The sequence below is a fragment of the Pseudomonas sp. P4_C8 genome, from assembly GCF_056401975.1.
In genome coordinates, this window is the sequence record NZ_JBFUIH010000036.1 from 19,489 (window position 1) to 41,904 (window position 22,416).

Consider the following 22,416-nt stretch of genomic DNA (forward strand, 5'->3'; position numbering starts at 1 on the left):
GTCCTTTAGGCAAGGAGTTAATTGTCGTGGCTAAAGAAAAATTTGATCGTTCCCTACCGCACGTCAACGTTGGCACCATCGGTCACGTTGACCACGGTAAAACCACTCTGACTGCTGCTCTGACTCGTGTTTGCTCCGAGGTTTTCGGTTCGGCAATCGTTGATTTCGATAAAATCGACAGCGCGCCAGAAGAAAAAGCTCGTGGTATCACCATCAACACCGCGCACGTCGAGTACAACTCGAAGATCCGTCACTACGCTCACGTTGACTGCCCAGGTCACGCTGACTATGTGAAGAACATGATCACCGGTGCTGCCCAGATGGACGGCGCTATCCTGGTTTGCTCGGCCGCTGATGGTCCGATGCCGCAAACCCGTGAGCACATCCTGTTGTCCCGTCAGGTAGGCGTTCCGTACATCGTGGTTTTCCTGAACAAGGCTGACCTGGTAGACGACGCTGAGCTGCTGGAACTGGTTGAGATGGAAGTGCGCGATCTGCTGAGCACTTACGACTTCCCAGGCGACGACACTCCGATCATCATCGGTTCCGCTCGTATGGCTCTGGAAGGCAAAGACGACAACGAAATGGGCACCACTGCCGTTCGTAAACTGGTTGAAACTCTGGACAGCTACATCCCAGAACCAGTTCGTCTGACCGACAAGCCGTTCCTGATGCCAATCGAAGACGTATTCTCGATCTCAGGTCGCGGTACTGTTGTGACTGGTCGTATCGAGCGCGGTATCGTTCGCGTACAAGATCCGCTGGAAATCGTTGGTCTGCGTGACACTACCGTCACCACCTGCACCGGTGTTGAAATGTTCCGTAAGCTGCTCGACGAAGGTCGTGCTGGCGAGAACTGCGGYGTGCTGCTGCGCGGCACCAAGCGTGACGACGTTGAGCGTGGCCAGGTTCTGGTTAAGCCGGGTTCGGTTAAGCCGCACACCAAGTTCACCGCAGAAGTTTACGTTCTGAGCAAGGAAGAAGGCGGTCGTCATACTCCGTTCTTCAAAGGCTACCGTCCACAGTTCTACTTCCGTACGACTGACGTGACTGGTAACTGCGAGCTGCCAGAAGGCGTTGAAATGGTAATGCCAGGTGACAACATTCAGATGACTGTTACCCTGATCAAAACCATCGCGATGGAAGATGGTCTGCGTTTCGCTATCCGTGAAGGCGGTCGTACCGTCGGCGCTGGCGTCGTAGCCAAAATCATCGAGTAAGCTCTTTTTGAGTAAGCTTTGATGACTTGAAAAAGCCCCCGCTCAGCGGGGGCTTTTTTATTGGGTTGACACCTATCTGGGGCGTCTATAGAATTGCGCCTCCTTTTAACGGGCGTATTGCGCTCGGTGGGAATAGCAGCCGGAGTCTGAAATCCAATGCAAAATCAGCAAATCCGTATCAGGTTGAAGGCTTTTGACCATCGCCTGATCGACCAATCCACCCAGGAAATCGTGGAAACCGCGAAACGTACTGGTGCTCAAGTGCGTGGTCCAATTCCACTGCCTACCCGTAAAGAGCGGTTTACCGTTCTGGTCTCCCCGCACGTCAACAAAGACGCGCGTGACCAGTACGAGATCCGTACTCATAAGCGCGTTCTGGACATCGTCCAGCCAACGGATAAAACCGTTGATGCTCTTATGAAGCTTGATCTTGCGGCCGGTGTGGAAGTGCAGATCAGCCTCGGCTAAGACTCGGTCTTAGTCGTGTAACGCTCTGAAATGGGCGGCCATAGCGGGTGAAAGCCCCGTACACTCATGAGGTTTACAACATGACTATTGGTGTAGTCGGTCGTAAATGCGGTATGACCCGTATTTTCACCGAAGAAGGTGTCTCCATTCCGGTCACGGTCATTGAGATCGAACCGAATCGCGTCACCCAGTTCAAAACTGAAGAGACCGATGGCTACCGTGCAGTGCAAGTCACTGTAGGCGAGCGTCGTGCTTCGCGTGTTACAGCTGCTCAAGCTGGCCACTTCGCTAAGGCGAACGTTGCCGCTGGTCGTACCGTAATGGAATTCCGTCTTGAAGAAGGCGAGTACCAGGCCGGCGATCTGATCAACGCTGAAATCTTCGCTGCTGGTCAACTGGTTGATGTAACCGGTCAGTCCAAGGGTAAAGGCTTCCAGGGTACGATCAAGCGTTGGAACTTCCGCGGGCAAGATAATACCCACGGTAACTCCGTGTCCCACCGCGTTCCAGGCTCTATCGGCCAGTGCCAGACTCCTGGTCGTGTATTCAAGGGCAAAAAAATGTCCGGTCATATGGGCGCTGAGCGCGTGACCGTGCAGTCCCTCGAAGTAGTGCGCGTGGACGCTGAACGCAATCTGTTGTTGGTCAAGGGCGCTGTTCCTGGCGCTACTGGCGGCAACTTGGTTGTACGTCCAGCAGCCAAGGCTCGCGGTTAAGGGGAAGCTGACATGCAATTAAATGTAAATGACGCTCAAGCGATCGAAGTTTCCGAACTGACATTTGGCGGCGAATTCAACGAGACGCTGGTTCACCAAGCAGTCGTGGCCTACATGGCCGGCGGCCGTCAGGGTTCCAAGCAGCAAAAGACCCGATCCGACGTTCGTGGTGGCGGTAAGCGCCCATGGCGTCAGAAAGGTACTGGCCGTGCTCGTGCCGGTACTATCCGTAGCCCAATCTGGCGTGGCGGCGGTACCACTTTCGCAGCTCGTCCTCAGGATCACACCCAGAAGCTGAACAAGAAGATGTATCGCGCAGCAATGCGTTCCATCCTTGCTGAGCTGGTGCGTACTGATCGTCTGGTTGTGGTTCAGGACTTCGCTGTTGATGCACCGAAGACCAAAGATCTGCTGAACAAACTGACTGGCATGGGCTTGACTGACGTCTTGATCGTGTCTGAAGTCGTTGATCAGAACCTGTACCTGGCTGCTCGTAACCTGCCACACGTTGATGTGCGTGACGTGCAGGGTTCCGATCCAGTTAGTCTGATCGCATACGACAAGGTGTTGATCACCGTGTCGGCCGTGAAGAAATTCGAGGAGCTGCTGGGATGAACCAGGAACGCGTATTTAAAGTTCTGCTTGGCCCGCACGTTTCCGAGAAGGCTACGGTTCTGGCTGACAAGAAAGGCCAGTTCGTTTTCAAGGTTGCAACTGACGCAACCAAGCTGGAAATCAAGAAGGCCGTCGAAAGCCTGTTCAGCGTGAAAGTAGAGCGTGTTACTACCCTGAATGTTCTGGGTAAGAGCAAGCGCACTGCTCGCGGTCTGGGCAAGCGTAATGACTGGAAGAAGGCAGTTATCTCCCTTCAGCCAGGCCAAGATCTCGATTTCAGCAGCAGTGCTGAGTAAGGAAGGGGTGCATCATGGCAATCGTTAAATGCAAACCGACTTCCCCTGGCCGCCGTTTTGTGGTCAAGGTGGTCAACCAGGAGCTGCATAAAGGCGCTCCTCACGCACCGCTGCTCGAGAAAAAATCGAAGACTGGTGGTCGTAACAACAATGGTCGCATTACCACTCGTCACATCGGTGGTGGCCATAAGCAGCATTATCGTCTGGTCGATTTCCGTCGCAACGACAAAGATGGCATCTCTGCCACTGTCGAGCGTATTGAATACGATCCAAACCGTACTGCTCACATCGCTCTGCTGCTGTACGCAGATGGCGAGCGTCGCTACATCATCGCCCCTAAAGGCGTGAGTGCTGGTGACCAGCTGATCGCAGGTGCTCTGGCACCGATCAAGCCGGGCAACGCTCTGCAACTGCGTAACATTCCAGTTGGTAGCACCGTACACGGCATCGAATTGAAGCCAGGTAAAGGCGCGCAAATCGCTCGTTCCGCTGGTGCTTCGGCTCAGCTGATCGCTCGTGAAGGTGTCTACGTGACCCTGCGTCTGCGTTCTGGTGAGATGCGTAAAGTGCTGGCTGAATGCCGCGCGACCCTGGGCGAAGTCTCGAACTCCGAGCACAGCCTGCGTTCGCTGGGTAAAGCTGGTGCCAAACGCTGGCGTGGCGTTCGCCCAACCGTTCGTGGTGTTGCCATGAACCCGGTTGACCACCCACATGGTGGTGGTGAAGGTCGTACCTCTGGTGGTCGTCATCCGGTATCGCCATGGGGCTTCCCGACTAAGGGCGCGAAGACTCGTGGTAATAAGCGTACCGACAAAATGATCGTCCGTCGTCGCAAGTAAATAGAGGGATACGACAGTGCCACGTTCTCTGAAAAAAGGTCCTTTTATTGATCTTCACCTACTGAAGAAGATCGAAGTGGCGGCGGAAAAGAACGATCGCAAACCAGTTAAGACCTGGTCGCGCCGTTCCATGATCCTGCCACAAATGGTCGGTTTGACCATTGCTGTGCATAACGGTCGTCAACATGTTCCAGTTCTCGTGAACGAAGACATGGTCGGCCACAAACTGGGCGAGTTTGCCGGTACCCGCACATATCGTGGGCACGTGGCAGACAAGAAAGCCAAGCGTTAAGGGGTAAGGAACGATGGAAGTAGCCGCTAAGTTGTCGGGCGCTCGAATCTCCGCCCAGAAAGCCCGCTTGGTCGCCGACCAGATCCGCGGGAAGAAGGTGGGCGAAGCGCTCAACCTGTTGGCTTTCAGCAGTAAGAAAGCCGCCGAGATCATGAAGAAAGTGCTGGAGTCGGCCGTAGCCAACGCCGAGCATAACGAAGGCGCAGACGTTGATGACCTTAAGGTCAGCACCGTTTTCGTCAACGAAGGGCGTTCGCTGAAGCGCATCATGCCACGTGCCAAAGGCCGTGCTGATCGCATCGTCAAGCGGTCTTGCCATATCACTGTCAAGGTTGCTGACAAGTAACGGAGTCGAAGAGATGGGTCAGAAAGTACATCCCATTGGCATTCGCCTGGGAATCGTCAAGGAGCACACCTCCGTCTGGTACGCAGACGGTCGGACTTATGCGGACTATTTGTTCGCTGATCTGAAGGTGCGTGAGTATCTCCAAGACAAACTAAAAAGCGCGTCCGTAAGCCGTATCGATATCCATCGTCCGGCTCAGACTGCACGTATCACCATCCACACCGCTCGTCCAGGTATCGTTATCGGGAAGAAAGGTGAAGATGTTGAGAAACTGCGTCAGGACCTGACCAAGCAAATGGGTGTGCCTGTGCACATCAATATCGAAGAGATCCGCAAGCCGGAGCTCGACGGTATGCTGGTTGCGCAGAGCGTAGCTCAGCAGCTGGAGCGTCGCGTAATGTTCCGTCGCGCTATGAAGCGCGCTGTTCAGAACGCCATGCGCATTGGTGCCAAAGGCATCAAAATCCAAGTGAGCGGTCGTCTCGGCGGTGCTGAAATCGCACGTACTGAATGGTATCGCGAAGGTCGTGTGCCACTGCACACCCTGCGTGCCGACATCGACTATGCCAACTACGAAGCTCACACCACTTACGGTGTGATCGGTGTAAAGGTTTGGATCTTCAAAGGCGAAGTAATTGGTGGTCGCCAAGAAGAACTGAAACCACAAGCACCAGCGCCTCGTAAAAAAGCTGCTAAGTAAGGGGTACGCCAAATGTTGCAACCAAAGCGTACGAAGTTCCGCAAGCAGATGACAGGCCACAACCGTGGTCTGGCTCAGCGCGGTAGCAAAGTCAGCTTCGGCGAGTTCGCGCTGAAGTCTGTAGCTCGTGGTCGTCTCACCGCTCGTCAGATCGAGTCAGCGCGTCGTGCACTGACCCGTCACGTTAAACGTGGCGGCAAGATCTGGATCCGTGTATTCCCGGACAAGCCTATTTCCAAAAAGCCACTCGAAGTTCGGATGGGTAAAGGTAAGGGTAGTGTGGAGTACTGGGTTGCCCAGATTCAGCCAGGCAAAGTCCTGTATGAAATCGAGGGCGTTTCTGAAGAGCTGGCGCGTGAGGCTTTTGCCCTGGCTGCTGCAAAGCTGCCGCTCGCCACCGCTTTTGTTAAACGGACGGTGATGTGATGAAAGCGAATGAACTTCGTGAAAAAGACGCGCCGCAGCTTAACGAGCAACTGCTCGGCCTGCTGCGCGACCAGTTCAATCTGCGGATGCAGAAAGCAACTGGCCAGTTGGGGCAGTCTCACCTGCTCCGGCAAGTTAAGCGTGACATCGCTCGCGTGAAGACTGTGCTCAAACAGCAGGCAGGTAAGTAATCATGGCTGAAGCCGAAAAAACCGTCCGTACGCTGACTGGCCGTGTTGTCAGCGACAAAATGGACAAGACCATCACCGTTCTGATCGAGCGTCGCGTTAAGCACCCGATCTACGGTAAATACGTTAAGCGTTCGACTAAGCTGCACGCGCACGACGAAACCAATCAGTGCCACATCGGCGACAAAGTCACTATTCGTGAAACTCGTCCTTTGGCCAAGACTAAGTCTTGGGCGCTGGTTGATGTTCTCGAACGCGCTGTGGAAGTCTAAGGACTAGGGGTCGGAGAAATTATATGATTCAGACTCAATCCATGCTCGATGTGGCCGATAACTCTGGCGCTCGCCGTGTTATGTGCATCAAGGTGCTGGGTGGCTCCCATCGTCGTTACGCTGGTATCGGTGACATCATCAAAGTTACCGTCAAGGAAGCAATTCCTCGCGGCAAAGTGAAAAAAGGCCAAGTGATGACTGCTGTTGTAGTCCGCACTCGTCACGGCGTACGTCGTGCTGATGGCTCCATTATCCGCTTTGATGGCAACGCTGCTGTTCTTCTGAACAACAAGCAAGAGCCGATCGGCACCCGTATCTTTGGGCCAGTGACCCGTGAACTTCGTACTGAGAAGTTCATGAAGATCGTCTCGCTCGCCCCAGAAGTGCTGTAAGGAGATCCGACATGCAAAAGATTCGTCGTGACGACGAGATCATCGTGATCGCCGGCAAAGACAAAGGTAAGCGCGGTAAGGTGCTTAAGGTTCTCGCTAATAACCGTCTGGTTATTGGTGGTCTGAACCTGGTTAAGCGTCATACCAAGCCTAACCCGATGTCGGGCGTACAGGGCGGTATCGTCGAAAAAGAAGCTCCACTGGACGCTTCTAACGTCGCCATTTTCAACGGCGAAACCAACAAGGCTGATCGCGTTGGTTTCAAAGTAGAAGACGGCAAGAAAATTCGTGTCTTCAAGTCGACCCAAAAAGCGGTTGATGCTTGAACACTGCTAGGTAGAAGACCATGGCACGACTAAAAGAGATTTACTGGAAGGAAATCGCACCGAAGCTTAAGGAAGAACTTAAGCTTTCGAACGTGATGGAAGTTCCACGCGTTACCAAAATCACCCTGAACATGGGTCTGGGCGAAGCAGTCGGTGACAAGAAAGTCATCGAGCACGCTGTTGCCGACCTGGAAAAGATCACCGGTCAGAAAGTCGTTGTGACTTACGCTCGGAAATCCATCGCTGGCTTTAAAGTCCGTGAAGGTTGGCCGATCGGCGTCAAAGTGACCCTGCGCCGTGAGCGTATGTACGAATTCCTGGATCGTCTGCTGTCGATCTCCCTGCCTCGGGTTCGCGACTTCCGCGGCCTGAATGCCAAGTCCTTCGATGGTCGTGGTAACTACAGCATGGGCGTTAAAGAGCAGATCATCTTCCCGGAAATCGACTACGACAAGATCGATGCTCTCCGCGGTCTGGACATTACCCTGACCACCACTGCCAAGAACGATGATGAAGGTCGCGCGCTGTTGCGTGCTTTCAAATTCCCGTTCCGCAACTGATTGGAGTAGGAAAATGGCCAAGATGAGCATGAAAAACCGCGAGCTGAAGCGTCAGCTCACGGTTGCCAAGTACGCCAAAAAGCGTGCAGCACTGAAAGCAATCATCGTTGATCTGAACGCAAGTCCAGAAGCGCGTTGGGAAGCTACAGTAGCTCTGCAGAAGCAGCCACGTGACGCAAGCGCTTCGCGCATGCGTAACCGCTGCCGCCTGACCGGTCGTCCACACGGCGTTTACCGCAAGTTCGGCCTCGGCCGTAACAAGCTGCGTGAAGCTGCAATGCGTGGTGACGTACCTGGTCTGGTTAAAGCCAGCTGGTAAGCACTATCAAAGTCTCGGCGTCCAGGTTCGCAAGATCCTGACCGCCGGTGACCTTGAACTTGAATCAAGCCCCTATTGGGGCTTGATTCATTTGTGGGGTGTGTCTAGAATACCCGGCTCGCCTGAGCCCGTGCTTTTTTCGCATGGATGAGCTCGGCGACAAGTAGTAGCCGCAAGGCTAATTTTTTTGTATTAGGAGCGTCTAGCCCATGAGTATGCAGGACCCGTTAGCGGACATGCTAACTCGAATCCGTAATGCCCAGATGGCTGAAAAGTCCGTCGTAAGCATGCCATCTTCTACTTTGAAGGTAGCTGTTGCCAAAGTCCTGAAGGACGAAGGTTACATTGCGGGTTATCAGATCAGCAGCGAAATCAAACCACTGCTGTCCATCGAGCTGAAGTACTTCGAAGGCCGTCCGGTCATCGAGGAAGTGAAGCGCGTTAGCCGTCCAGGCCTGCGTCAGTACAAGTCCGTCGATGATCTGCCAAAAGTTCGTGGCGGTCTCGGTGTGTCTATCGTCTCCACCAACAAAGGTGTGATGACGGATCGTGCTGCGCGCGCTGCCGGTGTCGGCGGCGAAGTTCTTTGCACTGTGTTCTAAGGGGGGATAAGCATGTCACGCGTCGCTAAGAACCCCGTTAAGCTGCCAGCCGGTGTCGAAGTAAAATTCGCAGGCCAACAGCTTTCGGTGAAGGGTGCCAAGGGTACTCTCGAACTGAACATCCATTCGTCCGTTGAGATCGTTGAAGAAGCTGGTGAGCTGCGTTTCGCTGCTCGCAATGGCGATCAACAAACTCGCGCAATGGCTGGTACCACTCGTGCGTTGGTAAACAACATGGTCCAAGGCGTAAGCCAAGGCTTCGAGCGCAAGCTCCAGCTGGTCGGTGTTGGTTACAAAGCGCAAGCAAAAGGCACAGTGCTGAACCTGGCTCTTGGCTTCTCGCACCCAGTGGATTATGAACTGCCGGAAGGCATCACCGCTGAGACTCCTAGCCAAACCGACATCCTGATTCGGGGTATCGATAAGCAGCTGGTAGGTCAAGTGGCCGCCGAGATCCGCGACTTCCGTCCACCAGAGCCGTACAAAGGCAAAGGTGTGCGCTACGCGGACGAAGTCGTCCGTCGTAAAGAAGCCAAGAAGAAGTAGGGCATAGCAAATGACCGACAAAAAAGTTACTCGACTGCGTCGCGCTCGCAAAGCACGCCTGAAAATGCACGAACTCGAAGTCGTGCGTCTCTGCGTGTTCCGCTCGTCGCAGCACATCTACGCCCAGGTCATTTCGGCCGACGGCAACAAAGTCCTGGCATCTGCCTCGACTTTGGATAAAGAACTGCGTGATGGCGCCACTGGCAACATCGACGCGGCCACTAAGGTTGGCCAGCTGGTCGCTACGCGTGCTAAAGCCGCTGGCGTCTCGCAGGTGGCTTTCGACCGCTCTGGCTTCAAGTACCACGGCCGCGTCAAGGCGCTGGCTGATGCTGCTCGTGAAGCTGGGCTGGAGTTCTAAGTTATGTCAAATAACGACCAAAAGCGCGACGAAGGCTACATTGAGAAGCTGGTTCAAGTTAACCGCGTAGCCAAAACCGTTAAAGGCGGCCGTATCTTCACTTTCACCGCGTTGACCGTGGTTGGTGATGGTAAAGGGCGTGTTGGCTTCGGCCGTGGCAAGTCACGTGAAGTGCCTGCTGCGATCCAGAAGGCAATGGAAGCTGCTCGTCGCAACATGATCCAAGTTGATCTGAACGGCACCACTCTGCAGTACGCAATGAAGTCCGGTCACGGCGCTTCGAAGGTGTACATGCAGCCTGCTTCTGAAGGTACCGGTATCATCGCTGGCGGCGCTATGCGTGCTGTCCTCGAAGTTGCTGGCGTTCAGAACGTTCTGGCCAAGTGCTACGGCTCGACTAACCCGGTAAACGTGGTTCACGCCACTTTCAAAGGTTTGAAAGCTATGCAGTCTCCTGAATCCATTGCCGCCAAGCGTGGCAAAAGCGTCAAGGAGATCTTCTGATCATGGCTACCGTTAAAGTTACGCTGATCAAAAGCATGACCGGCCGCATCCCTAACCACAAACTGTGCGTTAAGGGTCTGGGTCTGCGTCGCATCGGTCACACTGTAGAAGTACTTGATACTCCCGAGAATCGCGGGATGATCAACAAGGCTTACTACATGCTGCGTGTCGAGGGTTAATCGATGAAACTCAATGATCTGAGTCCAGCGCCGGGTTCCCGTCGCGAAAAGCATCGTCCGGGCCGTGGTATCGGTAGTGGTTTGGGCAAGACCGGTGGCCGTGGCCACAAAGGTCAGTCCTCCCGCTCCGGTGGCACCATTGCTCCAGGCTTTGAAGGCGGTCAACAGCCGCTGCATCGTCGCCTGCCGAAGTTCGGTTTCGTTTCCCTGAAAGCCATGGATCGCGCAGAAGTGCGTCTGTCCGAGCTGGCTAAAGTGGAAGGCGACATCGTCACCGTGCAGTCCCTGAAAGATGCCAACGTGATCAACGTCAACGTACAGCGTGTGAAAATCATGCTGTCCGGCGAAGTTACTCGCGCTGTCACCATCGGAAAGGGAATCGGCGCCACCAAAGGTGCGCGTGCGGCTATCGAAGCAGCTGGCGGCAAGTTCGAGGAATAAATGGCTAAGCAAGGTGCTCTCTCTGCGCTCGGCAAAGGCGGTATGTCTGAACTCTGGGCTCGTCTGCGTTTTCTGTTCCTGGCGATTATCGTCTACCGAATAGGCGCACACATCCCGGTTCCAGGTATCAACCCGGACCGACTCGCGGACCTGTTTCGACAGAATGAGGGGACCATTCTTAGCTTGTTCAACATGTTTTCCGGCGGCGCGCTGGAGCGGATGAGCATCTTTGCACTGGGTATCATGCCGTACATTTCGGCATCGATCATCATGCAACTGATGACCGCCGTCAGCCCGCAGCTGGAACAGTTGAAGAAGGAAGGTGAAGCTGGCCGTCGCAAGATCAGCCAGTACACCCGCTACGGCACTGTCGTCCTCGCTCTCGTTCAGGCTATTGGCATGTCCATTGGTCTGGCGGGGCAGGGCGTTGCGTTCACTGGTGACTTTGGCTTCCATTTCGTCGCAGTAACCACTTTTGTGGCTGGTGCGATGTTCATGATGTGGCTGGGTGAGCAGATTACTGAGCGTGGTGTTGGCAACGGTATCTCGATGTTGATTTTTTCGGGTATCGTCGCCGGTCTTCCGAGAGCGATCGGGCAGTCTTTCGAGTCTGCACGTCAGGGTGATATCAACATCTTCGCCCTGGTTGCCATCGGTTTGCTGGCAGTAGCGATTATCGGTTTCGTGGTGTTCATTGAGCGTGGTCAGCGTCGTATTGCTGTTCACTACGCCAAGCGTCAGCAGGGCCGCAAGGTTTTTGCTGCGCAGACTAGCCACTTGCCGCTGAAGGTGAACATGGCCGGTGTTATTCCGGCCATTTTCGCGAGCAGCATTTTGCTGTTCCCGGCTTCGTTGGGTGCCTGGTTCGGTCAGTCTGAAGGTATGGGCTGGTTGCAGGACATCTCGCAGTCGATCGCTCCTGGTCAGCCGTTGAATATTCTGCTGTTTAGTGCAGGGATTATTTTCTTCTGCTTCTTCTATACGGCGTTGATGTTCAATCCGAAAGACGTAGCGGAAAACCTGAAGAAGTCCGGTGCCTTTATTCCGGGCATCCGTCCAGGTGAGCAGTCTGCGCGCTACATTGACGGCGTTCTGACTCGCTTGACCATGTTCGGTGCTCTTTACATGACGGCCGTGTGCTTGTTGCCCCAGTTCCTGGTGGTTGCAGCAAACGTACCGTTCTACCTTGGCGGGACCTCGTTGCTGATCGTCGTCGTGGTTGTGATGGACTTCATGTCCCAAGTACAATCGCACCTCGTTTCGCACCAGTACGAATCCCTGATGAAGAAAGCCAACCTGAAGGGTTACGGCAGCGGCATGTTGCGCTGAGTACCCATAAGGTTCGAGGAGTTGGTGATGAAAGTTCGTGCATCGGTGAAAAAGCTGTGCCGTAACTGCAAAATTATTCGCCGCGAAGGTGTTGTTCGAGTAATTTGCAGCGCGGAACCGCGTCACAAACAGCGCCAAGGCTGAGTGTGATTGTGCTTCAAGCCCGGTAGCTAGTGCGCTACCGGGTTGATTATTTGTTATTACAGCGATATTATCTCGCGCCCTATTTCTTGGCTTCCGGGGCGTAGGTAGCTGTCAATTGGAGTCCCACTGAATGGCCCGTATTGCAGGCGTTAACATTCCAGATAACAAGCATACTGTTATCTCGCTGACCTACATCTATGGTGTTGGTCGCACTACTGCACAGAAGATCTGTGCAGTGACTGGGGTAAACCCAGCCGCAAAGATCAAAGATCTGAGCGACGAGCAGATTGAACAGCTGCGTGGCGAAGTGGCGAAGTTCACCACTGAAGGTGACCTGCGTCGCGAAATCAACATGAAAATCAAGCGTTTGATGGACCTCGGTTGCTATCGCGGTCTGCGTCATCGTCGTGGTCTTCCAGTGCGCGGTCAGCGTACCAAGACTAACGCGCGTACCCGTAAAGGTCCGCGTAAGCCGATCCGCAAGTAATCGCCCCAGCGAATCGACAGGAAATTAATCATGGCTAAACCTGCTGCTCGTCCTCGTAAAAAAGTTAAAAAGACAGTGGTTGATGGCATCGCCCACATCCATGCATCTTTTAACAACACAATCGTGACCATCACCGACCGTCAAGGCAACGCTCTTTCCTGGGCTACCTCCGGTGGTTCGGGTTTCCGCGGTTCCCGCAAGTCCACCCCGTTTGCTGCTCAAGTAGCTGCTGAACGTGCTGGCCAAGCTGCGCTGGAATACGGTCTGAAAAACCTCGACGTTAACGTCAAAGGTCCAGGCCCAGGTCGTGAATCTGCAGTCCGCGCTTTGAACGGCTGTGGCTACAAGATCGCCAGCATCACCGACGTGACGCCAATCCCGCACAACGGGTGCCGTCCGCCGAAGAAGCGCCGCGTGTAATCCAGGAGATTGTAAAGAATGGCTCGTTACATTGGTCCAAAATGCAAACTCGCTCGTCGCGAAGGCACCGATCTCTTTCTGAAGAGCGGCGTGCGCGCGATCGAATCGAAGTGCAACATTGAAGCAGCACCTGGTATCCACGGCCAACGCCGCGGTCGCCAGTCCGATTACGGCACCCAACTGCGTGAAAAGCAGAAGGTCCGTCGTATCTACGGCGTTCTCGAGCGTCAATTCAGCGGCTACTACAAAGAAGCTGCTGGCAAGAAAGGTGCAACCGGTGAAAACCTGCTGCAACTGCTCGAATGCCGTCTGGACAACGTTGTATACCGTATGGGTTTTGGCTCTACTCGTGCCGAATCCCGTCAGCTGGTATCGCACAAATCCGTCAGCGTTAACGGTCAGACCGTAAACGTACCGTCTTACCAGGTTCGTGCTGGTGACGTGGTCGCGATTCGCGAGAAAGCAAAGAACCAACTTCGCATTGTCCAAGCTCTCGATCTGTGTGCCCAACGTGGCCGCGTAGAATGGGTAGAAGTAGACACTGAGAAGAAGTCGGGCGTTTTCAAGAACGTTCCAGCTCGCAGTGATCTGTCCGCCGACATCAACGAAAGCCTGATTGTCGAGCTCTACTCCAAGTAAGGGCTAGAAAATAGGTGCATCCATGCAGATTTCGGTAAATGAGTTCCTGACACCCCGCCACATTGATGTGCAGGTTGTCAGTCCAACCCGCGCCAAGATCACTCTCGAGCCTCTCGAGCGTGGTTTCGGCCACACCCTGGGCAACGCGCTGCGCCGCATCCTGTTGTCCTCAATGCCCGGCTGTGCAGTAGTCGAGGCCGAGATTGACGGTGTACTCCATGAGTACAGCGCCATCGAAGGCGTACAGGAAGACGTAATTGAAATCCTGTTGAACCTTAAAGGTCTGGCTATCAAGCTGCACGGTCGTGACGAAGTTACGCTGACCTTGTCGAAGAAGGGTTCGGGGGTGGTTACCGCTGCCGATATTCAGCTGGATCATGATGTCGAGATCGTTAACCCCGATCACGTAATCGCTAACCTGGCGTCTAACGGCGCCCTGAACATGAAGCTCACCGTAGCTCGTGGTCGTGGTTATGAACCGGCAGACTCGCGTCAGAGCGATGAAGACGAAAGCCGCAGCATCGGTCGCTTGCAGCTTGACTCTTCGTTCAGCCCGGTTCGCCGTATCGCATACGTGGTGGAAAACGCCCGTGTCGAGCAGCGTACTAACCTGGACAAGCTGGTTATTGATCTGGAAACCAACGGTACTCTGGATCCTGAAGAGGCTATCCGCCGCGCTGCAACCATTCTGCAACAGCAGTTGGCTGCGTTCGTCGATCTCAAAGGTGACAGTGAGCCAGTGGTTGTCGAGCAGGAAGACGAGATCGATCCGATCCTGCTTCGCCCGGTTGACGATCTGGAACTGACTGTACGTTCGGCTAACTGCCTTAAGGCGGAAAACATCTACTACATCGGTGACCTGATTCAGCGTACCGAAGTAGAGCTGTTGAAGACTCCGAACCTTGGCAAGAAATCCTTGACTGAAATCAAGGACGTTCTGGCCTCCCGCGGTCTGTCCCTCGGCATGCGCCTCGACAACTGGCCGCCTGCAAGTCTTAAGAAGGACGACAAGGCGACTGCCTGATCGTCGTAATCACCGAACGTCGTGTTTGGTAAGGAATGAACCATGCGTCATCGTAAAAGTGGTCGTCACCTGAGCCGCACTAGCTCGCACCGCAAGGCCATGTTTCAAAACATGGCAGTGTCGCTGTTCGAGCACGAGCTGATCAAAACTACACTGCCGAAAGCTAAAGAACTGCGTCGCGTTGCTGAGCCGCTGATCACTTTGGCCAAGACAGACAGCCTGGCTAACCGCCGTCTGGCTTTCGACCGTACTCGTTCGAAAGCTATCGTTGGTAAGCTCTTCAACGACCTGGGCAAGCGTTACGCTACCCGTGAGGGTGGCTACCTGCGCATCCTCAAGTGCGGCTTCCGCACTGGCGACAACGCGCCTATGGCGTACGTCGAGTTGGTTGATCGTGCTACTGCCGGCGAAGCTGTAACTGCCGAGTAAGACGTCAGTCTGAAACGAAGAACCGGGCCTAGTGCCCGGTTTTTTGTGGGCGTTCGAAAAGTGCTGTGAACGTTAGTTATTTTCTATCGACACTGAAAGGTTAATGAATTTGTAGGTGTAACGTTGGTGATCAATACTCCTTGTCAGCCGATTATCCGGCAGTGAAAGACTGACAAAGGAAGAGATCGCATGAGCCAAAGTAAAACGCTTACCACAGCCAGTGGCGCTCCTGTCGCCGATAACCAGAATTCCCGCTCCGCCGGCCCACGTGGCCCACTGCTGCTCGACGACTTTCATCTGATCGAGAAGCTTGCCCACTTCAACCGTGAAAACATCCCGGAGCGCCGTGTGCACGCCAAAGGTTCGGGTGCCTACGGCACGTTCACCGTCACGCGTGACATCACCCGGTACACCAGCGCCAAACTGTTCGAGGTCGTTGGTAAGCAAACCCCTACCTTCCTGCGGTTTTCCACCGTCGGCGGTGAGCGTGGTTCGGCCGATACCGAACGCGATCCACGAGGCTTCGCCCTGAAGTTCTATACCGAAGAAGGCAACTGGGACATCGTCGGCAACAACACGCCGGTGTTTTTCATTCGCGATCCTTTGAAATTTCCGGACTTCATTCACACTCAAAAACGCCTGCCGCAAAGCAATCTGAAAAGCGCACAGATGATGTGGGACTTCTGGTCGCATTCGCCTGAGGCGCTGCACCAGGTCACCATCCTGTTCTCGGATCGAGGCATTCCTGACGGCTACCGTCACATGCATGGCTTCGGTAGCCATACCTACAGCCTGATCAACGCCAATGGCGAGCGGCACTGGGTGAAGTGGCACTACAAGACCCAACAAGGGATCAAGAACCTCGCGCCAGCAGAAGCAGTGCGCCTGGCAGGCATCGATCCGGATTACGCACAGCGCGACTTGTTCGGCGCTATCGAACGCGGTGACTTCCCGAAATGGCGCGTTTGCATCCAGGTCATGACCGAGGCTCAAGCCGCGGTGCACTACGAGAACCCGTTCGATGTGACAAAAACCTGGTCACAGAAAGAGTTTCCGCTGATCGAAGTCGGTGAACTGGAGCTCAATCGCAATCCGCTGAACTACTTTGCTGAAGTCGAGCAGGCGGCGTTCGGTCCGAGCAATATGGTGCCAGGCGTTGGTTTGTCACCTGACCGCATGCTCCAAGGTCGCGTGTTTGCTTACGCGGATGCGCACCGCTACCGCATTGGCACCAATCACCAGCAACTGCCGGTGAACGCGCCTCGCAGCCCGGTGAACAGCTACCAACGTGATGGGTCGATGGCATTTGGCAGTAACGGCGGTGCGGCACCTAACTATGAGCCGAATAGCTACGTCGAATCGCCGAAGCAAGCGCCTCGTTATGCTGAGCCGCCATTGGCGTTGAGCGGTGCGGCTGATCGCTACGATCATCGCGAAGATACCGATTACTACAGCCACGCCGGTGCGTTGTTCCGTTTGATGAGCGACGAGCAGAAAGCGCTGCTGGTCAGCAACATTGCCGCCGCAATGGCCGGGGTTTCCAGTGATGTGGTTGACCGGCAATTACAGCATTTCTACAAAGCCGATCCGGTGTATGGAGAAGCAATCGCAAAGCTGCTCAACGTACAGCTTAACGAAGTCTAAATGAGAAGCAGAACCGCCCTTGTTTGGGCGGTTTTTGCGTTATTTAAACTACTTTTCTCAGAATATCTTCGCTTTTATCGCGCAAACGAAGTGACCAAACGGTCGCCTTGGTCCAAACTACAGACTTTCAAGCAGGGAGATGTAGGGCGATGCAAGGCCACCCAGACGTAATCGATTACCTCAACACGTTGCTGACCGGCGAACTGGCGGCGCGTGATCAATATTTCGTCCATTCGCGGATGTATGAGGACTGGGGTTTCACCAAGCTCTACGAACGTATCAACCACGAGATGGAAGAAGAGGCCGGGCATGCTGATGCCCTGATGCGCCGGATTCTGATGCTCGAAGGGACGCCTCGCATGCGTCCGGACGACCTTGATGTCGGCACCACCGTGCCGGACATGCTCGCCGCCGACCTGCGACTGGAATACAAAGTCCGCGCCGCGCTCTGCAAGGGCATCAAACTCTGCGAGCAGCACAAGGACTATGTCAGCCGCGAGATGCTGCGGGTTCAATTGCATGACACCGAAGAAGACCACACCTACTGGCTTGAAAAGCAGATGGGTCTGATCAAATTGATCGGTCTCGAGAACTACCTGCAGTCCCACGCCTGATTGCACCGATACAAAAAGCCCCTGTCACTGAGCAAGTGACAGGGGCTTTTTTTGTAGCCGGATTCAGGCCCGATCGCGCTCCAGCAGCGGCTTGAGGTAGAAGCCGGTGTGAGACTGCTTCATCTCGGACACTTCTTCCGGAGTACCGACGGCAATGATCTGCCCGCCCTTGGAACCGCCTTCCGGACCCAGGTCCACCAACCAGTCAGCGGTCTTGATCACGTCGAGGTTATGCTCGATTACCACCACGGTGTTTCCGTGGTCACGCAGTCGATGCAGTACATCGAGCAGTTGCTGGATGTCCGCGAAGTGCAGGCCAGTGGTTGGCTCGTCGAGGATGTACAGCGTCTTGCCGGTATCGCGCTTGGACAATTCGCGGGACAGCTTGACCCGCTGCGCCTCACCACCGGACAGCGTGGTCGCCGATTGCCCCAGCTTGATGTAAGACAGGCCCACATCCATCAGCGTCTGAAGCTTGCGCGCCAGTGCCGGAACTGCGTCGAAGAACACCCGGGCTTCCTCGATGGTCATCTCGAGGGTTTCGTGGATGCTCTTGCCCTTGTACTTGATCTCAAGGGTTTCGCGGTTGTAGCGCTTGCTCTTGCAGACGTCGCACGGGACATAGATGTCGGGCAGGAAGTGCATTTCCACCTTGATCAAACCGTCGCCCTGGCAGGCCTCGCAACGTCCACCCTTTACGTTGAAGGAGAAGCGTCCCGGGCCGTAACCGCGTGAGCGAGATTCCGGTACGCCGGCGAACAGCTCGCGAATCGGTGTGAACAGCCCGGTATAGGTGGCGGGGTTGGAGCGTGGCGTACGGCCGATAGGGCTTTGGTCGATGTCGACGACCTTGTCCAGATGTTCCAGTCCCTTGATGCTGTCGTGCGCGGCAGCTTCCAGCGTCGTAGCGCCGTTGAGGGCTGTGGCGCTCAGGGGAAACAACGTGTTGTTGATCAGCGTCGACTTGCCGGAGCCGGACACGCCGGTCACGCAGGTCAGCAGGCCGATCGGGATGTCCAGGTCGACATTGCGCAAGTTGTTACCGCGAGCACCCTTCAGCGACAGTGACAACTTCTTGTTGCGCGGTGTGCGATTGGCCGGAACGGCAATCTTCACCCGACCCGACAAGTACTTGCCGGTCAACGAGTCAGGGTGAGCCATGACCTCGGCCGGTGTACCTTCGGCAACAATATGCCCGCCGTGTATGCCAGCGCCCGGACCGATATCCACAACGTAGTCCGCCAGGCGAATCGCGTCTTCGTCGTGCTCGACCACTATCACTGTGTTGCCGATATCGCGCAGGTGCTTGAGCGTACCGAGCAATCGATCGTTGTCCCGTTGGTGCAGACCAATCGACGGCTCGTCGAGGATGTACAGAACGCCCACAAGGCCTGCGCCGATCTGGCTGGCCAGACGGATCCGCTGAGCTTCACCACCGGACAAGGTGTCGGCACTGCGATCCAGCGACAAGTAGTCGAGGCCCACGTTGACCAGGAACTGCAGACGCTCGCGGATTTCCTTGAGAATCTTGTCGGCGATTTCGCCGCGACGGCCAGTCAGCTTCAGCACGCCGAAGTATTCACAGGCGTCGCCAATCGGCAGATTTGTCACTGCCGGCAGCGTCTTCTCACCCACCCAAACGTGCCGCGCCTCGCGACGCAGACGCGTGCCACGGCAATCCGGGCATGGCTGAGTGCTGAGGAACTTGGCCAGCTCTTCACGCACCGAAGCGGACTCGGTTTCGCGATAGCGGCGTTCAAGGTTCGGCACGATGCCTTCGAACGGGTGTGAGCGTTTAACGATGTCGCCACGGTCATTCAGGTATTTGAAATCGACGTTCTGCGAGCCGCTCCCATGCAGGATGAATTTCTGCTGATCGGCCGGTAGTTCGTTGAACGGTACTTCGAGGCTGAATTTGTAGTGGGACGCTAACGACCCGAGCATCTGGAAGTAATAGACGTTGCGCCTGTCCCAGCCACGAATCGCACCCTCGGCCAGTGTCAGCTCGCCGTTCACCAGGCGCTTGATGTCGAAAAACTGCTTCACGCCCAGGCCATCGCAAGTCGGGCATGCGCCGGCCGGGTTGTTGAAAGAGAAGAGCTTGGGCTCCAGTTCACTGATGGCATGGCCGCAAATCGGGCAAGCGAAGCGGGCGGAGAAGATCATCTCTTCACCCGGTTCGTCGTCCATCGGCGCAACCAGCGCAATGCCGTCAGCCAGCTTCAGTGCGGTCTCGAACGACTCGGCCAGACGCTGTTGCAGGTCGGCGCGAACCTTGAAGCGATCGACCACGACATCGATCGTGTGCTTCTTCTGTTTATCCAGCTTCGGCAACTCGTCCAGCTCGCAGAGCCGACCGTTGACTCGCGCCCGCACAAAACCTTGCGCGCGCAATTCTTCGAATACCGACAGATGTTCGCCTTTGCGCTCGCGGATCACCGGCGCCAGCAGCATCAGTTTGCTGCCTTCCGGTTGGGCGAGGACCAGGTCGACCATCTGRCTGACGGTCTGCGCTTCCAGTGGAATGTCGTGATCGGGGCAGCGCGGAATACCCACGCGTGCATACAGCAATCGCAGGTAATCGTAGATTTCGGTGATGGTGCCGACTGTCGAGCGCGGATTGTGCGAGGTCGACTTCTGCTCGATGGAAATGGCCGGCGACAAACCTTCGATGGTGTCGACGTCAGGTTTTTCCATCATCGACAAAAACTGCCGGGCGTAGGCCGACAACGATTCGACGTAGCGGCGCTGGCCTTCGGCGTACAGCGTGTCGAATGCCAGGGACGATTTGCCCGACCCGGACAGGCCGGTGATGACGATCAGCTTGTCCCGTGGCAGGGTCAGGTCGATGTTCTTCAGGTTGTGGGTCCGGGCCCCACGAATCAGGATCTTGTCCAAAGTAGCCTCGCTTGGCGGGCGTCGAAAACGTAGGAGTATACGGCCAAATACTGGATGGATGCACACTGTCAAACGAGTGGGTGATTGTCTTACATGAAGAGTCTGTCAGCGGAACGCGTCAAAGCGTCGCGATATACCCTGTCATTCGATGGGACTGGTAGAATCGCGGCCGGTTCACATGAGGTTTTTCCATGCACGATCCCCACAGCGAACGCATGAGTGGCAGTGAGACCCGCGCAGCAAGCGGTCTGGCCCTTGTGTTCGCCTTCCGTATGCTTGGCATGTTCATGGTGTTGCCGGTACTGGCGACCTATGGGATGGATCTGGCAGGCGCAACACCGGCCCTCATCGGGCTGGCGATTGGCGCTTACGGCCTGACCCAGGCAATCTTCCAGATTCCTTTCGGCATCATTTCCGACCGTATTGGTCGTCGTCCGGTTATTTACCTGGGGCTGATCGTCTTCGCCCTGGGTAGCGTACTGGCGGCCAATGCCGATTCGATCTGGGGCGTTATCGCCGGACGAATCCTGCAAGGCGCGGGGGCGATTTCTGCCGCCGTCATGGCGTTGTTGTCAGACCTGACTCGCGAACAGCATCGGACCAAAGCGATGGCCATGATCGGCATGACGATAGGCCTGTCGTTCGCTGTCGCCATGGTGGTAGGGCCGTTGCTGACCCGTGCCTTCGGCCTGTCCGGGCTGTTCCTCGCTACGGGCGGCATGGCGCTGTTCGGCATCGTGATTGTGATGTTCATGGTGCCGAAATCCACCGGACCATTGCAGCACCGCGAGTCTGGTGTCGCGCGCCAGGCGCTGATGCCGACGCTCAAGCATCCGGACCTGTTGCGTCTGGACCTGGGCATTTTTGTGTTGCACGCGATGTTGATGTCGAGCTTCGTTGCCTTGCCTTTGGCACTGGTCGAAAAAGCCGGTCTGCCTAAAGAGCAGCACTGGTGGGTGTACCTGACCGCGCTGCTGATTTCTTTCTTCGCCATGATCCCGTTCATTATCTACGGCGAGAAGAAACGCAAAATGAAACGAGTTTTATTGGGCGCAGTGCTGACGCTGATGCTCACTGAGCTATTCTTCTGGCAGTTCGGCGATAGCTTGCGGGCTCTGGTGATCGGGACTGTGGTGTTTTTCACCGCGTTCAATCTGCTGGAAGCTTCGTTGCCTTCGCTGATCAGCAAGGTTTCACCAGCAGGTGGCAAGGGCACGGCGATGGGGGTTTATTCCACCAGCCAGTTCCTCGGTTCGGCACTGGGCGGTATTCTCGGCGGCTGGATGTATCAGCATGGCGGTCTGTCGGTTGTGTTCCTTGGATGCGCCGGTCTGGCTGCCCTCTGGTTGGCCTTTGCTGTTACCATGCGTGAACCTCCCTACGTGACGAGTCTGCGCTTGCCGTTGTCGCCCGAGGCGATCCGCGAAGCGGGTCTGGTCGAGCGCCTGAAGGCTGTCGTAGGGGTAACAGATGCAGTGATCGTCGCAGACGAAGCGGCGATTTACATCAAATTGGACACCGAACTATTGGATCGCACCACCCTCGAGCGCCTGGTGAACAACCCGGCCGAGGCAGCGTGCGTAGCCTAGGAGAACGTTATGGCCCGTGGGGTTAACAAAGTCATATTGGTCGGCACTTGCGGCCAGGATCCCGAAGTTCGCTACTTGCCTAACGGTAACGCCGTGACCAACCTGAGTCTGGCGACCAGCGAACAATGGACCGACAAGCAAACCGGTCAGAAAGTCGAGAAGACCGAATGGCACCGTGTGTCGATGTTCGGCAAGGTTGCCGAAATCGCCGGCGAATACCTGCGTAAAGGTTCGCAGGTGTACATCGAAGGCAAGCTGCAGACCCGCGAGTGGGAAAAAGACGGTATCAAGCGTTACACCACTGAAATCGTGGTCGACATGCAAGGCACCATGCAACTGCTGGGCGGCCGTCCACAACAGGGCGACCAACAAGGCGGGGGCAACAATTACCAGCAGTCCGCCCCGGCTCCACGCCAGCAGGCTCCGCGTCCGCAGCAGTCGGCACCGCAGCAGTCGCGTCCGGCTCCACAGCAGCAGGCCGCTCCTCAGCCGGCTCCGGATTTCGACAGCTTTGATGACGATATCCCGTTCTAGGATATGGCTTAGACTTTTGTAAGGTTTAGCCTCGAAACCCCCGATCGGTCCTCTTGA

The 22,416-nt window shown here is 55.6% G+C and carries 34 protein-coding genes; 33 read left to right on the forward strand and 1 reads right to left on the reverse strand.

Annotated elements, in window-relative coordinates:
* The first annotated feature begins 26 nt into the window (after nt 1-26).
* The 31 genes from tuf to bfr all read left to right on the forward strand — a co-directional run bounded on the left by tuf (nt 27) and on the right by bfr (nt 17,338).
* Complete coding sequence (gene tuf, locus AC1DWM_RS21525) at nt 27-1,220, forward strand: elongation factor Tu (protein ID WP_027924378.1); 1,194 nt, start codon at nt 27-29, stop codon at nt 1,218-1,220.
* A gap of 156 nt (nt 1,221-1,376) precedes the next feature.
* On the forward strand, nt 1,377-1,688 hold the full coding sequence (rpsJ, locus tag AC1DWM_RS21530) for a 30S ribosomal protein S10 (protein ID WP_003186070.1): 312 nt from the start codon (nt 1,377-1,379) through the stop codon (nt 1,686-1,688).
* An 80-nt stretch (nt 1,689-1,768) separates the two neighbouring features.
* A complete protein-coding gene (gene rplC, locus AC1DWM_RS21535; protein ID WP_003186059.1) occupies nt 1,769-2,404 on the forward strand; it encodes a 50S ribosomal protein L3 in 636 nt (211 codons plus the stop codon).
* Between the two features lie 12 nt (nt 2,405-2,416).
* Nucleotides 2,417-3,019, forward strand: coding sequence for a 50S ribosomal protein L4 (gene rplD / locus AC1DWM_RS21540; RefSeq protein ID WP_007896707.1), 603 nt, complete (start codon nt 2,417-2,419; stop codon nt 3,017-3,019).
* Nucleotides 3,016-3,315 (forward strand): 50S ribosomal protein L23, encoded by a 300-nt coding sequence (rplW, locus tag AC1DWM_RS21545; RefSeq protein ID WP_002555488.1) that lies wholly within the window; start codon nt 3,016-3,018, stop codon nt 3,313-3,315. Before rplD ends, rplW begins: the two co-directional genes overlap by 4 nt.
* A 14-nt stretch (nt 3,316-3,329) precedes the next feature.
* Nucleotides 3,330-4,154 carry a 50S ribosomal protein L2 gene (gene rplB, locus AC1DWM_RS21550; RefSeq protein ID WP_003176423.1) on the forward strand — a complete coding sequence of 275 codons (825 nt, stop codon included), beginning with the start codon at nt 3,330-3,332 and terminating at the stop codon, nt 4,152-4,154.
* Between the two features lie 16 nt (nt 4,155-4,170).
* Nucleotides 4,171-4,446, forward strand: coding sequence for a 30S ribosomal protein S19 (gene rpsS / locus AC1DWM_RS21555; protein ID WP_002555486.1), 276 nt, complete (start codon nt 4,171-4,173; stop codon nt 4,444-4,446).
* A 13-nt stretch (nt 4,447-4,459) separates the two neighbouring features.
* Nucleotides 4,460-4,792, forward strand: coding sequence for a 50S ribosomal protein L22 (gene rplV, locus AC1DWM_RS21560; RefSeq protein WP_003103908.1), 333 nt, complete (start codon nt 4,460-4,462; stop codon nt 4,790-4,792).
* 13 nt (nt 4,793-4,805) lie between these two features.
* The gene (rpsC, locus tag AC1DWM_RS21565) at nt 4,806-5,492 is read left to right on the forward strand and encodes a 30S ribosomal protein S3 (protein ID WP_003176422.1); all 687 of its coding nucleotides are present in this window, start codon (nt 4,806-4,808) and stop codon (nt 5,490-5,492) included.
* A gap of 12 nt (nt 5,493-5,504) precedes the next feature.
* Entirely contained in the window at nt 5,505-5,918 is a 414-nt protein-coding gene (gene rplP / locus AC1DWM_RS21570) for a 50S ribosomal protein L16 (protein WP_007896757.1), read from the forward strand.
* A complete protein-coding gene (gene rpmC, locus AC1DWM_RS21575; RefSeq protein WP_008030901.1) occupies nt 5,918-6,109 on the forward strand; it encodes a 50S ribosomal protein L29 in 192 nt (63 codons plus the stop codon). Before rplP ends, rpmC begins: the two co-directional genes overlap by 1 nt.
* A 2-nt stretch (nt 6,110-6,111) precedes the next feature.
* Nucleotides 6,112-6,378, forward strand: coding sequence for a 30S ribosomal protein S17 (rpsQ, locus tag AC1DWM_RS21580; RefSeq protein WP_003176419.1), 267 nt, complete (start codon nt 6,112-6,114; stop codon nt 6,376-6,378).
* A gap of 23 nt (nt 6,379-6,401) precedes the next feature.
* Nucleotides 6,402-6,770 (forward strand): 50S ribosomal protein L14, encoded by a 369-nt coding sequence (gene rplN, locus AC1DWM_RS21585; protein WP_002555479.1) that lies wholly within the window; start codon nt 6,402-6,404, stop codon nt 6,768-6,770.
* 11 nt (nt 6,771-6,781) lie between these two features.
* Nucleotides 6,782-7,096, forward strand: a complete 315-nt coding sequence (gene rplX, locus AC1DWM_RS21590; RefSeq protein WP_003176416.1) for a 50S ribosomal protein L24 — start codon at nt 6,782-6,784, stop codon at nt 7,094-7,096.
* A gap of 20 nt (nt 7,097-7,116) precedes the next feature.
* Entirely contained in the window at nt 7,117-7,656 is a 540-nt protein-coding gene (rplE, locus tag AC1DWM_RS21595; protein ID WP_003176415.1) for a 50S ribosomal protein L5, read from the forward strand.
* A 13-nt stretch (nt 7,657-7,669) separates the two neighbouring features.
* Complete coding sequence (gene rpsN, locus AC1DWM_RS21600) at nt 7,670-7,975, forward strand: 30S ribosomal protein S14 (protein ID WP_003176414.1); 306 nt, start codon at nt 7,670-7,672, stop codon at nt 7,973-7,975.
* Between the two features lie 209 nt (nt 7,976-8,184).
* The gene (rpsH, locus tag AC1DWM_RS21605; protein ID WP_003186040.1) at nt 8,185-8,577 is read left to right on the forward strand and encodes a 30S ribosomal protein S8; all 393 of its coding nucleotides are present in this window, start codon (nt 8,185-8,187) and stop codon (nt 8,575-8,577) included.
* A gap of 12 nt (nt 8,578-8,589) precedes the next feature.
* The gene (gene rplF, locus AC1DWM_RS21610) at nt 8,590-9,123 is read left to right on the forward strand and encodes a 50S ribosomal protein L6 (protein WP_007896774.1); all 534 of its coding nucleotides are present in this window, start codon (nt 8,590-8,592) and stop codon (nt 9,121-9,123) included.
* 10 nt (nt 9,124-9,133) lie between these two features.
* On the forward strand, nt 9,134-9,484 hold the full coding sequence (gene rplR, locus AC1DWM_RS21615; protein WP_003186037.1) for a 50S ribosomal protein L18: 351 nt from the start codon (nt 9,134-9,136) through the stop codon (nt 9,482-9,484).
* A gap of 3 nt (nt 9,485-9,487) precedes the next feature.
* A complete protein-coding gene (gene rpsE, locus AC1DWM_RS21620; protein ID WP_007943782.1) occupies nt 9,488-9,988 on the forward strand; it encodes a 30S ribosomal protein S5 in 501 nt (166 codons plus the stop codon).
* A gap of 2 nt (nt 9,989-9,990) precedes the next feature.
* Nucleotides 9,991-10,167: a 50S ribosomal protein L30 gene (gene rpmD, locus AC1DWM_RS21625; protein ID WP_003186033.1), complete on the forward strand. Its 177-nt coding sequence runs from the start codon at nt 9,991-9,993 to the stop codon at nt 10,165-10,167.
* Nucleotides 10,168-10,170: 3 nt separating this feature from the next.
* A complete protein-coding gene (gene rplO / locus AC1DWM_RS21630) occupies nt 10,171-10,608 on the forward strand; it encodes a 50S ribosomal protein L15 (RefSeq protein WP_007896782.1) in 438 nt (145 codons plus the stop codon).
* Entirely contained in the window at nt 10,609-11,937 is a 1,329-nt protein-coding gene (secY, locus tag AC1DWM_RS21635; protein WP_042610655.1) for a preprotein translocase subunit SecY, read from the forward strand.
* 27 nt (nt 11,938-11,964) lie between these two features.
* Nucleotides 11,965-12,081: a 50S ribosomal protein L36 gene (gene rpmJ, locus AC1DWM_RS21640; protein ID WP_002555468.1), complete on the forward strand. Its 117-nt coding sequence runs from the start codon at nt 11,965-11,967 to the stop codon at nt 12,079-12,081.
* A 130-nt stretch (nt 12,082-12,211) separates the two neighbouring features.
* Nucleotides 12,212-12,568: a 30S ribosomal protein S13 gene (rpsM, locus tag AC1DWM_RS21645; RefSeq protein WP_003186020.1), complete on the forward strand. Its 357-nt coding sequence runs from the start codon at nt 12,212-12,214 to the stop codon at nt 12,566-12,568.
* 30 nt (nt 12,569-12,598) lie between these two features.
* The gene (gene rpsK, locus AC1DWM_RS21650) at nt 12,599-12,988 is read left to right on the forward strand and encodes a 30S ribosomal protein S11 (protein WP_002555466.1); all 390 of its coding nucleotides are present in this window, start codon (nt 12,599-12,601) and stop codon (nt 12,986-12,988) included.
* Between the two features lie 18 nt (nt 12,989-13,006).
* Nucleotides 13,007-13,627 carry a 30S ribosomal protein S4 gene (gene rpsD, locus AC1DWM_RS21655; protein ID WP_003210056.1) on the forward strand — a complete coding sequence of 207 codons (621 nt, stop codon included), beginning with the start codon at nt 13,007-13,009 and terminating at the stop codon, nt 13,625-13,627.
* A gap of 22 nt (nt 13,628-13,649) precedes the next feature.
* Nucleotides 13,650-14,651, forward strand: coding sequence for a DNA-directed RNA polymerase subunit alpha (locus tag AC1DWM_RS21660; protein ID WP_003186012.1), 1,002 nt, complete (start codon nt 13,650-13,652; stop codon nt 14,649-14,651).
* 42 nt (nt 14,652-14,693) lie between these two features.
* Nucleotides 14,694-15,080, forward strand: a complete 387-nt coding sequence (gene rplQ, locus AC1DWM_RS21665) for a 50S ribosomal protein L17 (protein ID WP_140671918.1) — start codon at nt 14,694-14,696, stop codon at nt 15,078-15,080.
* Nucleotides 15,081-15,269: 189 nt separating this feature from the next.
* Nucleotides 15,270-16,724 (forward strand): catalase, encoded by a 1,455-nt coding sequence (locus AC1DWM_RS21670; protein ID WP_477796066.1) that lies wholly within the window; start codon nt 15,270-15,272, stop codon nt 16,722-16,724.
* A 149-nt stretch (nt 16,725-16,873) separates the two neighbouring features.
* On the forward strand, nt 16,874-17,338 hold the full coding sequence (gene bfr / locus AC1DWM_RS21675) for a bacterioferritin (RefSeq protein ID WP_007943775.1): 465 nt from the start codon (nt 16,874-16,876) through the stop codon (nt 17,336-17,338).
* Between the two features lie 63 nt (nt 17,339-17,401).
* Here the strand turns inward: bfr and uvrA are convergent, their stop codons facing one another.
* The gene (gene uvrA, locus AC1DWM_RS21680; protein WP_477796067.1) at nt 17,402-20,236 is read right to left on the reverse strand and encodes an excinuclease ABC subunit UvrA; all 2,835 of its coding nucleotides are present in this window, start codon (nt 20,234-20,236) and stop codon (nt 17,402-17,404) included.
* 191 nt (nt 20,237-20,427) lie between these two features.
* Between uvrA and AC1DWM_RS21685 the strand changes: the two genes are divergently transcribed.
* On the forward strand, nt 20,428-21,825 hold the full coding sequence (locus AC1DWM_RS21685) for an MFS transporter (RefSeq protein WP_223521833.1): 1,398 nt from the start codon (nt 20,428-20,430) through the stop codon (nt 21,823-21,825).
* Between the two features lie 9 nt (nt 21,826-21,834).
* Nucleotides 21,835-22,359: a single-stranded DNA-binding protein gene (locus AC1DWM_RS21690; protein WP_007896798.1), complete on the forward strand. Its 525-nt coding sequence runs from the start codon at nt 21,835-21,837 to the stop codon at nt 22,357-22,359.
* Nucleotides 22,360-22,416 lie beyond the last annotated feature (57 nt).